11 protein-coding genes are annotated in these 12,084 nt (G+C 63.7%); 5 read left to right on the top strand and 6 right to left on the bottom strand.

The window, feature by feature from the left end:
• Positions 1-13: 13 nt before the first annotated feature.
• The gene (locus tag A3E1_RS38415; protein ID WP_051104765.1) at positions 14-1,930 is read right to left on the bottom strand and encodes a M14 family zinc carboxypeptidase; all 1,917 of its coding nucleotides are present in this window, start codon (positions 1,928-1,930) and stop codon (positions 14-16) included.
• 139 nt (positions 1,931-2,069) lie between these two features.
• Between A3E1_RS38415 and A3E1_RS0101885 the strand changes: the two genes are divergently transcribed.
• On the top strand, positions 2,070-2,735 hold the full coding sequence (locus A3E1_RS0101885; RefSeq protein WP_020519053.1) for a Pr6Pr family membrane protein: 666 nt from the start codon (positions 2,070-2,072) through the stop codon (positions 2,733-2,735).
• On the opposite strand, the gene A3E1_RS0101880 is transcribed toward A3E1_RS0101885, so the two are convergent.
• Genes A3E1_RS0101880 through A3E1_RS0101870 form a run of 3 tightly spaced genes read right to left on the bottom strand, consistent with a single transcriptional unit; the run spans position 2,719 to position 5,832 of the window.
• Entirely contained in the window at positions 2,719-4,578 is a 1,860-nt protein-coding gene (locus A3E1_RS0101880) for a glycoside hydrolase family 15 protein (RefSeq protein WP_157631254.1), read from the bottom strand. The genes A3E1_RS0101885 and A3E1_RS0101880 overlap by 17 nt on opposite strands.
• Before the next feature lie 11 nt (positions 4,579-4,589).
• A complete protein-coding gene (locus A3E1_RS0101875; protein ID WP_020519051.1) occupies positions 4,590-5,420 on the bottom strand; it encodes a class II glutamine amidotransferase in 831 nt (276 codons plus the stop codon).
• 13 nt (positions 5,421-5,433) lie between these two features.
• Complete coding sequence (locus A3E1_RS0101870) at positions 5,434-5,832, bottom strand: DUF7144 family membrane protein (protein ID WP_157631253.1); 399 nt, start codon at positions 5,830-5,832, stop codon at positions 5,434-5,436.
• 127 nt (positions 5,833-5,959) lie between these two features.
• Here A3E1_RS0101870 and A3E1_RS0101865 point away from each other — a divergent pair, with 127 nt between their 5' ends.
• The 3 genes from A3E1_RS0101865 to A3E1_RS0101855 are packed head-to-tail and all read left to right on the top strand — an operon-like array spanning position 5,960 to position 8,485.
• On the top strand, positions 5,960-6,388 hold the full coding sequence (locus A3E1_RS0101865; RefSeq protein ID WP_020519049.1) for a DUF6325 family protein: 429 nt from the start codon (positions 5,960-5,962) through the stop codon (positions 6,386-6,388).
• 14 nt (positions 6,389-6,402) lie between these two features.
• A complete protein-coding gene (locus A3E1_RS0101860) occupies positions 6,403-6,687 on the top strand; it encodes an SHOCT domain-containing protein (protein ID WP_020519048.1) in 285 nt (94 codons plus the stop codon).
• Between the two features lie 19 nt (positions 6,688-6,706).
• On the top strand, positions 6,707-8,485 hold the full coding sequence (locus A3E1_RS0101855; RefSeq protein WP_020519047.1) for a hypothetical protein: 1,779 nt from the start codon (positions 6,707-6,709) through the stop codon (positions 8,483-8,485).
• Here the strand turns inward: A3E1_RS0101855 and A3E1_RS0101850 are convergent.
• Positions 8,482-9,771, bottom strand: a complete 1,290-nt coding sequence (locus A3E1_RS0101850; protein WP_020519046.1) for a condensation domain-containing protein — start codon at positions 9,769-9,771, stop codon at positions 8,482-8,484. The two genes, A3E1_RS0101855 and A3E1_RS0101850, sit on opposite strands and share 4 nt — an antisense overlap.
• 75 nt (positions 9,772-9,846) lie before the next feature.
• A complete protein-coding gene (locus A3E1_RS0101845) occupies positions 9,847-11,691 on the bottom strand; it encodes a M14 family metallopeptidase (protein WP_020519045.1) in 1,845 nt (614 codons plus the stop codon).
• A gap of 95 nt (positions 11,692-11,786) precedes the next feature.
• On the opposite strand from A3E1_RS0101845, the gene A3E1_RS0101840 reads away from it, so the two are divergent.
• The gene (locus tag A3E1_RS0101840) at positions 11,787-12,080 is read left to right on the top strand and encodes a Smr/MutS family protein (protein WP_020519044.1); all 294 of its coding nucleotides are present in this window, start codon (positions 11,787-11,789) and stop codon (positions 12,078-12,080) included.
• The last annotated feature ends 4 nt before the right edge of the window (positions 12,081-12,084 follow it).

The following is a 12,084-nucleotide window of genomic DNA, read 5'->3' as shown; positions in this document are numbered from 1 at the left end:
CTACCAAGATGCGCTATGGCCGCAGGTTCAGCGTCCAGGAGTTGATGTATCCGGTGTCGATGCTGGCGGCGTCCTGCACACGCAGGCGCCAGGTGCCGTTGGCGACCTCGGAGGAAACGTTGACCGTGAACGTCTGGTCGATGTTGTCAGCGCTGCCGCCGGAGCGGTTGAGCAGCACATAGGCGCTGCCATCGGGTGCCATGAGCGAGACCACCAGGTCACCGCGGTAGGTGTGCACGATGTGCACCTCGACCGTGGCGTTGGTGGCCGCGTTGCCCGCACAGCCGCTGATGGTGATGTTGCTGTACACGGTGGTGTTGTCCGGGATGGAAACGTCGGTCGCGTTCGTGCCGGTGCACGTGCCGCCAACCGCGTTGACCGTCCACGTGAACGAAGCAGAGCCGGAAAGCCCCGCACCCGTCGCCGTGATGGTCACGTTCGACGTGCCAGCGGTCGTCGGCGTGCCGGTGACCTGACCGGTCGACGAGTTGATCGACAGCCCGGCGGGCAGTCCCGTGGCCGACCAGGTGTACGGCGGCGTTCCACCGGAAGCGCTGTTGTTCAGCGTTACCGCGGTGCCGACGGTGCTGGACTGGTTGCCCGGGTTGGCGACGACCGGTGCTCCCGGCGCCCCGCAGTACTGCGACTCCTTGCCGATCGCCCGGTAGACACAGTCGGCGTATTCCGACAGCATCAGGAACGCCGAGCGGTTGCGCTGCGTTTGCGGCGCGATTTGCTCGTCGGGTGGGTAGAACCCGCCGCCGCCGAACTGACCGGGATACAACTCGAACGTGTACGAGAAGATGCCCTGGTTGTTGAACATCCAGTCGATGATCACACCATCAGCGATGTACAGATCGCTCGCCTGTTCCGGCGTGTAGTTGTTGGTGTTGGCCATCTGCTGGCCGATCGTGGCGAACGTGTTGCGCTGATCCGCGGTCATGTCCGAGCCGGTGTCAGCCGTCTTGTAGCCGTAGGGCCACAGGATCAACTCGGAGTAGCTGTGGATGTCGACGTTCACCTTGATCTGCTGCACGCCGCCGACCCGGCGCGAGAGCACGAAGTCGCGGATGCGCTGCGTCTCGGGAGCCGAGAACGCCGACGGGCCGCGGTAGGTTTCCGAGCCGGTGCTGCCCGACGAGCCACCACAGCAACCCCACTGGTAGGCCCAGTTGCGGTTGAGGTCGGTGCCCACATTGGACGATCCGGCGTTGGGCTGCCGGTTCTTGCGCCAGCTGCGGTACGAGCCGGTGGCGATGTCGTACTCGACACCGTCCGGGTTGACCATCGGGATGATCCAGAACTCGCGGCTGTTGACGAGGTTCGTGATCTGGGTGGTCGACCCGTACTCGTTGGTCAGGATGTTCGCCAAGTACAGCGCCTGCTCCGCCGTCAGGTGCTCACGGGCATGCTGGTTGGCATTGAACAAGATCTCCGGCTCGTTCTCGTCGGTCGCGACGTTGTCGGAGATCTTCACGCCGTAGATCGTGCGTCCCTCATAGGAAGTGCCGATGTTGAACAGCTGAGCGATGTTCGAGTGATCGGCGACGATCTGATTGAGTTCGGCGTTGGTCTCGGCGTAGTTGTGGTACAGCGCGTCCGCAGACGGGAAGTCGTTGATGACGACGTCCGATGTGGACACCTCTGGTAGCGGCACCAGGTCCAGCTTGAAGCCCAGAGCCAGAATTTGCTTGGCTTCAGCCTTCGTGGCCGTGATGTGGAGGACGCCGTGCTCGCTGAAGTCGATGGCCGCCCCGGTTCTGGCCACAGCGTTGCGATCGGCGAACGTCTTGGGTCCAATCACGCGGTACTGGGCTGATGTCCCCAGGTCCGCTTCTGGATTAACCGGAGCACCGGTGGCCGGCCCGTTCAGAACCATGGCCGCACCTACGGCTAGCGCCGTAATTACTAACGCGACTTGTCGTCGCATGCGAGCCTCCCTCTTGGGGTGTGGAAGAAGCACGATCAGGGAAGCATTGAATTCATGGTCATTTCAATATATCTAAATCTTCAAGAATGGACGTGGCCTTGAGATAGCGCTAGGCTCCGCAGCCGTATGATCCCGTTTTGTGGCGATTAGACTAACGGCACGGCAGAGCCGTTACTGGCACACTCTCCTCGCGGCGGTGGTGCTGGCGTCCTTCGTGCTGCAGTTCGCGCTGATCTTCACCGGTGGCACCGACGTCAACTCAGGCGACGCCACTTCATCCCTCGGCGTGGGCGCCCGCCTCGTCAACTTGTTTAGCTACTTCACCATCCAGAGCAACGTCCTCGTCGTCATCGCGGCGGTGAGCTTGGTGGCGAATCCGTCGCGGGACGGAAAGTTCTGGCGCATCCTGCGTCTCGACGCGTTACTCGGCATCATCATCACCGGGTTCATCTTCGCCACTGTGCTTGCCAGCGAAGTGCATCACGAAGGAATCTCGGGTCTCATCAACGACGGGTTCCACTACTTCGCGCCGTGGTGGACGGTCGGCGGGTGGCTCCTGTTTGGACCCCGGCCACGCATCTCCTGGCACACGCTCGGGTGGGCTTTCGTGTGGCCGCTGGCCTGGATCGCGTACACCTTCGTGCGCGGGGCGATAACGGACTGGTATCCCTATCCGTTCCTGAACGCGGCGGAACTCGGCTATGGCAAGGCGCTGTTCAACACCGCCATGGTCGTCGTCATCGCTGCGGCTATCGCGCTGCTGCTGAAATTCCTGGACCGCAAACTGCCTACAGCCCCTCGGTGAACTCCGTCATGATAATGCGGGCGGCCGCGTCGATGAGCGCCAAGTGGGAGAACGCCTGCGGGAAGTTGCCCAGGTGCCGGGCCGACCGGGTGTCGAACTCCTCGGCGTAAAGGCCCAGGGGCGAGGCGATGCGCAGGAGCTTTTCCATGAGGTCACGCGCACGGTCCATTTCACCAATGATGGCGAGATTGGACACGAGCCAGAACGAGCAGATGATGAAGCTGCCTTCCTTGCCGCTGAGGCCGTCGTCGGTTTCGTGGGTGTGGTAGCGCAGCACGAAGCCATCTTCGGTCAGTCCAGTGGCGATCGCGTCGACCGTGGCACGCAAAATGTCACTGTCGGGCGGCAGGAACTTGAAGATCCCGGCGAGCAAGGCTGAGGCGTCAAGGGCATCGGTGTCGTAGTGCTGGCGCAGCACACCCTTGTCACTCACGCCTCTGGCGAGAATGTCGGCTCTGATCTCGTCGGCCACGACTTGCCAGCCCTTGGCATGCGACGGATCGCCGCGGATCTCGGCGAGTTTGGCCGCCCGGTCCAGCGCCACCCAGCACATCAATTTGGACGACACATAGTGCTGCGGCTCGCCGCGTGCCTCCCAGATCCCCTGATCCGGTTGCTCCCAGGCGCGCATGGCACCTTCGGCTTGGGAGACCACGATGGGCCACAGGCGCCTGGGCAGCCGCTGGCTCTTGCGCGTGTGCAGCAGAATCGAATCGAGAACCGCGCCGTAGACGTCGTTTTGCCGCTGATCGAAGGCACCGTTGCCGATGCGCACCGGCCGGGCACCCTCGTATCCCGACAGTTCATCGCGTGTGCTTTCCGTGAGATCGCGGCGGCCATCGATGCCATACATGATCTGCAACGAGCCATCCTCCGTGGGCGCAACGTCGGCGACGAACTGCATGAAGTCGTTGGCTTCCCAGTCCAGCAGCAGATAGTGCAGCGCCCGCAACGTGTACGTCGTGTCGCGGATCCAGGTGTAGCGGTAGTCCCAGTTCCGTTCTCCGCCAGGGGTTTCCGGCAACGACGTCGTCAACGCTGCGATCGTCGCGCCAGTCGGCATGTAGGTCAATCCTTTGATCACGAGCGCGGACCGTTGCAGCGCCTCACGCCAGCGGTGATCGGGCATCCGGGAGTTGGAAACCCAGCCACGCCAGAAACTAACCGTCGCGGCGATCTTGTCGCGCGCGTCGGCGGCGTTGGCCGGCACCGCCAGCTCGCCAGCCCACGACAGCGCACAGAACGCGTGGTCTCCTTCGCGCAGCACGCGCCGCCCGCGCACCCGGCTGCCTTCCACCCCGATCGCGAGATCAGAACTCAGGCGGACAGTCACTCCTTCGCCCGTGGCGTCAGCGGTGTGCCGGTTGCCGTCGCTCATCTTCCACTCCGCCGGGGTTCGCCCGTAGTCGAACACCGGATCGCAAGTTAGTTCAATCTCGACACTCCCGGAGATGCACTCGACCGTGCGCACGAGAAGATGGTCGGCGTCGGTATCAGCGGGTGGCCGCGTGTGTGGCGTCACGACATCAACGTCTGACGACGGGCCAATGGTGAGGGCATCGCGCACCACGATCCAGCCGGTCCTGGTGCGCCACGTTGTTTCCAGGACATTCGTTCCCGCTACGTAGCTGCGCGCCACCGGATGGAAAATGCCGTAGGGAGCGAATCTGAAACTGCCAGCCTCCCGGTCGAGCAGCGCGCCAAAGATGCTCGGTGCGTCAAACGCCGGAACACAAAGCCAGTCAACGGATCCGTCCGGGGCGACCAGTGCCCCCGTGTGGCAGTCGGACAAGAACGCGTAGTCGGCGATCGGCGGAAACGGTGACGCCAGCGGCATACTCATGACGTCACCTCTCATTTACGTGGCACGAAGGGGCGCATCAGGTCTTCCCCGTCTTGGATGACGCCATAAGTGGATTCGGGGACAGCGTTCCAAGCGCCTTCCAGCTCACCAAGCGGCTCAGAGACAATGAGCCGTGACTCGTCGGACACCCGCTGCAGCAGGTTGTGCCCTGGATGCAGCTCGCGCAGGGAACGAACATCGGTGCTGTAGAACAAGGATCGCGACTGCCCGGCGGTGGAATAGCGGAACGACCACAGCCGCACCCCGTCTGAAGCGGCGACTGTCATCTGCACCGCGTGGTTGACACCATGTTGCGCGGCAACGGTTTCGATGAACCCCACCATGCGCTCGACCGCACCTGGCGGATCGTCTTGCAGCCCAAAGGTCAGCGCCAGATAGAACATGAGCTCCGAGTCAGTGGACCCTTCGATCTCCGGATACAACTGTGGACTGACCGCCAGCACGAGGTCTCGCTTCATGCGCTTGAACTGAGCCAGCGCGCCATTGTGCATCCACAGCCAGTTGCGGTGGCGAAACGGGTGACAGTTGGTCTCCTGCACCGGTGTCCCTGTTGAGGCCCGGATGTGCGCGAGGAAGATCGGGGCGGTGACGCTCGTGGCCAGGCTGGCCAGGTTGCGGTCGTTCCATGCCGGACTGATGCTGCGGAACAAGGCTGGCCGCTCTGGGCCTCTGCCATACCAGCCCACCCCGAAGCCGTCGCCGTTGGTGGTTTCCACGCCCAGTTTGGAATGCCTGCTTTGGGTTATCAGCGAGTGGTCCGGCTTGAACAGAATCTCCTCAAGCAGGAGCGGTGAACCCGAGTAGGCAAGCCAGCGGCACACCTCCGGCCCCCGCTCACTCCATGCCGCGCGGCGAGGCTAGCGACCAGATGACGACCACGAAGAGGGCGATGTTGATCAGCGCCCAGAACGGGTAGATCGGCAGATAGATCATCTGCACGATGGCGGCCAGAACCGCCAGCGCGATACCGACCATCCGCGCCCATGCCTGACCATTCAAGAGGCCGAAACCGACCCCGAGCAGGACGAGCCCCAAGATGATGTGCGTCCAGCCCCAGCCCGTGCGGTCCAGGACGTAGAACTCCCCGTCAGCGAGCGCGATGTACCTGTCGTTCAGGAGTGCGAAGAATCCCTCAATGATGTTGAATCCGCCGAGCATGAGCGCAAGCATTCCCGCGAAGCTATAGGAGCCTGTGGCGGTCCCGCCCATGCGTGTGCCGGTAGCTGTAGTCATGACAGCCTCCTCATCGATCTTCTGAGCGTAGGCCGGCGGCGAGCTCGCCGAACGCCATTTGCGAATCTGCGGTGACCTCAGCTGTGCCGGATTAGGCTGGAACCCGGCATCTCGGGGGGAGTGCGGCATGAGTGATTTGCAAACCATGGGACCCGTCGACTACCTGGTCGTCGAATTCAAGGGCAACAAGATGACCGGCGAAGGAATTCCGATTCTGCTAGATCTGGTTGATCGCGGTACCATCCGGATTCTCGATTTGGCCTTCATGATGAAAGACGACGCCGGATCGGTGCGCCGCCTGGCTTTCGACGACATCCCGGGTGAGGTGCAGCCTGACTTCACCGTGTTTGAGGGCGCGTCTTCTGGCTTGCTCACCGATGAGGATCTGCGGGAAGCGGGCGCCGCTATCGAGCCAGGCAACGCCGCCGGCATTCTCGTTTACGAAAACGCTTGGGCAGCACCATTCGCGATGGCTCTGCGCCGCGGCGGCGCACAGCTAGTCGCCTCAGGCCGGATACCAGCCGACGAACTGCTGACCGCGAGCTCGGCTAAGTAACGGGAGGCATCATCATGGGTCTACTTCGCGCGGTCGCACGCACCGCAGTGGTCGCAGGCACTGCCACAGCGGTGTCAAACAACGTTTCCCGGCGCCAGGCGGGCCGCTGGGCGGCACAGGAACAACAACAGCACGCCGCCCAGTATCAGCAGCAGCAAGCGCCTCCTCCCGCCCCGCCATCTGGCGGCGGTATGGACAACAAGCTCGCTCAGCTGGCGACATTGGGCCAGCTGCGCGACCAAGGGGTGCTTAGCGAGGCTGAATTTCAAGCACAGAAAGCAGTGATTCTCGGTTCCTGACCGGAAAGGTCTGAAGGTCGTGACGGGTGTGCCTGAGGGTCTCGATCTGATGGCGCTTGTCCGGCGTTATGAGCCGGTGCTGCGTTTCACCAGCGGTGAGATGTTCTTTCCCATGCCCGTCGGCGACTACCTGCGCGGAGCGTCGCTGTGGATGCTGGAACCGCCGAATCGCACACCAGTGCTGCTAGCCGACCACGGCAGCCTCAATCAGAACACGCTCAGCGAGCACGCGGTGGAGCATCCTGAGGCGTTTCTTTTCTTGCGGTACGCGCCGAGGACGTTGCAGCGGGCGGAACTGCGAGCCTGGCGCAAGAACCCAAGCCGCCCGAAATTCGTTGGCATCTCGAGACTTGCGGCTGTCGGGCTGCTCGGGCGCATCATCGACTCGGGCATGCGCCTTTCGCTGACGTTGCGCGGCAAGGTTCCGGGCGGGCTGGCAGCCGCCGCACAGCAGCAGTATTCAGCGATCGAGCCTCTGCGCGACGCCTATCACGCTCACGTGAGCGTCAGCGGCGGCTATCTGTGCATCCAATACTGGTTCCTCTACGCGATGAATGACTGGCGCTCCAGCTTTAGCGGTGTCAACGATCACGAGGCCGACTGGGAGCAGGTCACCCTTTATCTTGTGCCAGAAGGCGATGACGTCAAGCTCGCCTGGATCGCCTTCTCCTCGCATGACGAGACCGGCGACGAACTGCGCCGGCGCGTCGACGATGCCGACATCACGTGGGTTGACGGGACGCATCCGGTGGTCAATGCCGGGGCCGGGTCGCACTCCGGTGCCTATCTGGCCGGCGATTATCTGGTACGCGTTCAGCCGCCAGCCCTCGCGCGAGCGTTCACCATCATGACCCGCCTACGGGCGCTGCTGTTCCCGTGGACCCGTAACCAGGCCTCCCTCGGCGTAGGTATCCCCTACGTCGACTACCGCCGTGGCGACGGCGTGCACATCGGACCGGGCACGGAGCGCCCGTGGACACCGATCCTCATCGACGCGCAAACGCCGTGGGTGCGTGACTATCGCGGACTGTGGGGATTGGACACCGCTGACCCCTTCGGTGGCGAACGTGCCCCCGCAGGACCGCGTTATGAACGCAGTGGCAAGGTCCGGGCGTCCTGGGGCGACCCGGTCGGCTGGGCGGGCCTGGACAAGGTGCCCCCAACGGAGCAGGCCGCCAAGCTGGCCCGCGAGGCCCGCCTCGCCGAACTCGACGACCTGATTGCCAGCCTTGACACCAAAATCGTTGCCGCACAGGAGGAGTTGCGGCGCACGGCGGCAGGTATCGACCTCATGCCCCCAGCGTCCAAACGCGACAAAACCAGCTCCGCCGCCCGGCTGGCCGCACAGGAACAGGCCGCGGCGAGTCTGCAAGCCGAACGCAGGGAAGCGGTCAGCGAACGGGATCAAATCCAGCACGCACGCAACGGCAATGTCTCACCGCACGCCCATCTGCGGCACCGTGCCGTCCCCGACACGCACACCCCTGCCGGTGTGCTTCTCCGATTCTGGTCTGGCGCCTCACTTTCCGTGCTCCTGGTGCTGCTCGGCCTGGCGCTTTTGCTGAACCTGGGCTCGCTGCTATTCATCGTCGTGTCGGCGGTGCTCATCGTGATGGCCATCGAGGCCCTCCTGCGCCGCAAGCTAATGCTGTTTCTGCTCGGCCTTGCGATCACCGCCGGGATCGCCGTCTTGGTCTGGCTGTTCATCACCCACGCGCGGATCGCCTTCGGCGTGCTGGCGCTGACCGCCGCCGCGGCGATCGGTGTGGCCAACCTGCGCACCCTGGCCCGGAACTAGCTGACGCAGGCCGCCTCCACCGCGATGGCCTCCATGCCGCGCAGGAACGCCTCGCCGTCGGCCAGCGACATCGAGTGCGTGTCGAGGAGCATGCTGAGCCGCAGCGCGTCTCCCGCGTCGTTCTCCACGCGCGTGAACATCCGGCGCAGGGGTTCTTTGTCGGTAGCCGTCCATTGCAGAACGGTTCGCGGGAGTGCCTCAGCGATCAGTTCCGGTGTCACCTCCCCGGCCGGTTTGATCTCCCCACGGCGGTTGTTGAAGAAGCACGAGACGTCGATGTCTTCGCCGCGCTCACGGGACACCTTATGCTGCAGGGCATCGAACGCCGCTGGGTCGTGGTAGGCGTATTTGTAGGCGGTCATCGTCGCCCGCTTGACCCGGGTCAGCGCCTCATCGAACGGCACAACCGCGATGTCCAGCACACACAAGCCCTGCTGCGTCGCGCTGCACACGACATCGGCGAGCCCGGGGCGAAACCTGTTGCCCACCAACGGCCGCACGACGACGGGATTGACCCCGGTCACGCGGTTCAGCGCGATCGCGAAGAGGGTCAGCAGCAGGGCATCCGCGTCCATCGCCGTGCGCTCAGTGATCGCCGCGACCGCTAGCCGCATCGCGGGAGAGCGAAAGTCGGCTGTCCACACCGGTTGCCGCTGCGGGTCAGGGGCGCCGTGATAGCGGCGGGCGGCGATCGTGCGCAGTGTGGCCCCGAAATGTTTAAGCGCCGCTTCATTTTGCCGCTGCCCGGCCGGTGACTGCTGCCAGCGTGCTTGTTCCAGGGGCTGCATTCCCGCGACGGGTTCCTTTGTGCGGGTGGCTATCTCACGCAGCATCACCCGCGCGCCATGGGCGTCAGCGGCTAGATGGCTCATCAGCACCACCATGTGCGTCAGGACGCCTTCGTGACGGATCACGCCCATCCGGATCGGCCACTCGGCGGCGAAGTCCAAATCGGTGTCCCGATAACGTTGATGCAAGGTGTCAGGGTCGGCCTCGCTAGCCTCGACGATTTCCAGCGCGATCTCGCCGGAGGCATAAACCACCTGGCGGGGAAGTTCCGGGTCGTCGAGCAACAGCTTCGTTCTCAGCACCTGGTACCGGCTGAGCAAGTAACGCAGCTCCTCAGCGATGTCGTCGATGGTCGTGCCGGGGTCTAGCGGCTTGACCCCGCCCAGTGGCATCCAGGAGCGCAGGCGCCGCACCGTCATCCACGCGTCAAGCTGACCCCAGGCGAGCTCGCTCGTGCCGCTGCCCTCGCCTTCAAAGGTGACGACGACCGTCTCCATGCCTGGCCTTCCGCTTCTAGGTAGGGCGGGCGCACGCCTCCGCTAAGGGAACGTGCGCCCGCCGGTGGGGGGTGATTAAAGCTGTTGCGTGATACGGACGTCGTCGACGCCGGCTTCTACCAGGCTCGCGCCCGACGCGTCAGCCGCCTCGACGAGAATCCGCACCGACTGCCCGGCGTAAGCCGAGATGTTCCAGGTGCCTGTGCCCCAGGCGCCGTTGCGGTTCGCCGCGGCACCCGCTTGGGTGAACAGAACGGTCGTTCCTCCATTGTGGACAATACTGACCCGGAAGAAATCAGCTGTCGAGGAGTTGCTGCCGTGGGCTAGGTACCACGACAGGGAGACATTGAGCGTTCCCGTGGACGGCAACGTCACCGCCGGAGAGCGTGCTGACGTCGTACCCCCATCAATGTCGTAGTCTCCTGCTCCTGCTCCCGCGAGACGTCCGGTGACCAGGTCGTTGACGCCACTGACCGTCGTGCCGAGTTGCTTGGCGCCGCTGGAGTTCGTGTCCGCCGGGTCGCCGCGTTCCCACGCTCCGGTGGTCGCGGTGTCGGTCCCGTTGGGGTTGATGGTCCAGCCGGTCGCGGTCTCGAAGGTGTCCTGCCAGACCGTCGTGGGTGGCGTGCCCGTCCCGCAATACTGCGCTTCTTTGCCGATCGCGCGGTAAACGCAGTCGGCGTATTCCGACAGCATCAGGAAGGCCGCCCGGTTGCGTTGCGTTTGCGGGGCGATCTGCTCGTCGGGCGGATAGAAACCGCCACCGGAACCGCTCGATCCCGGGTAGAGCTCAAACGTGTACGCGAAGATGCCCTGGTTGTTGAACATCCAGTCGATGATGATGCCGTCGGCGATGTACAGATCGCTTGCCTGCTCGGGCGTGTAGCTGTTCGTCGCCGCCATTTGCTGCCCGATCGTGGCGAACGTGTTGCGCTGATCGGCCGTCATATCGCTGCCCGTGTCAGCCGTCTTGTAGCCGTAGGGCCACAGGATCAGCTGGGAGTAGGTGTGAATGTCCACATTGACCTTGATCTGCTGCACGCCGCCGATCCGCCGTGACAGCACGAAGTCGCGCAGCCGCTGGGTTTCCGGTGCCGAGAAGGCAGACGGGCCGCGATAGGTCTCCGAGGAACCTGAACTCGACGATCCGCCGCAGCAGCCCCATTGATAGGCCCAGTTGCGGTTGAGGTCGGTGCCGACAGCGGTCGAGTTCGGCTGCCGGTTCTTGCGCCAGCTGCGGTACGAGCCGGTGGCGATGTCGTACTCGACACCGTCCGGGTTGACCATCGGGATGATCCAGAACTCGCGGCTGTTAACGAGGTTCGTGATCTGCGAGGTCGACCCGTACTCGTTGGTCAGGATGTTCGCCAAGTACAGCGCCTGCTCCGCCGTCAGGTGCTCACGGGCATGCTGGTTGGCATTGAACAGAATCTCCGGCTCGTTCTCGTCGGTCGCGACGTTGTCGGAAATCTTGACGCCATAGATCGTGCGGCCTTCATACGTGGTGCCGATGTTGAACAACCGCGCGATGCCCGGATGGTCGGCCACGATCTGGTTGAGTTCGGCGTTGGTCTCGGCGTAGTTGTGATACAGCGAGTCCGCCGACGGGAAGTCCATGATGCCAACGTCACCGGCAGCTTGCGCGGGCTGCGGGACGAGGTTGGCCTTGAACCCGAGCCGCTGGATCGCCCGGATCTCAGCCGGGGTCGCCGTGACGTGGATGATGCCGTGCTCGATGAAGTCGATGGCCGCGCCAGTGCGGGCCACCGCGTTACGGTCCGCGAACGTGCGCGGCCCGTCGATGCGATACTGAGCGGAGGGGGCGTCCGCTGGGGTGGGGGCGCTCGACGCCGGGCCAGCGATGAGCGCTGTAGCCGTGAGCGCGAGCGTGGAGATGAGGACCGCGACCTGCCGTCGCATAAGAGCCTCCTTGGGGGTATCTCCGCGGGGGGTGTGCGGAGGCTCTCAGCGGACCACTATATTCATGGTCATATCAACGGTAGGGTTGACGTGCCATGAAGCTTGTACTGGACTTACACGACATTTTCAACAAAGGGCGCGACATTGATCGGGCTCTACGGGAGATCATCGACCGGGCGGTCGAGACCAACGCTCCCCTCGTGGAAATCATCCCTGGCAAGGGTTCCGGCGCACTGAAGAAAAAAGTGCTGCGTTTCCTGGAGCAAAAGGAAATCAAAGCCCTCTACCACCGCGTCGACAAGGATTCCGACAACTTCGGCCGGCTGTTCGTGCGGTTCAAAACGTCGTCTGGGCAAGACCGGGGCAAAGGCAAACGCGGCCGTCGTTGACTAT

Source organism: Catelliglobosispora koreensis DSM 44566, assembly GCF_000379685.1.
Taxonomy (GTDB): Bacteria; Actinomycetota; Actinomycetes; order Mycobacteriales; family Micromonosporaceae; genus Catelliglobosispora; species Catelliglobosispora koreensis.
The sequence above is the reverse complement of the archived record's forward strand: the minus strand, read 5'-3'. Positions and strand labels throughout refer to the sequence as shown.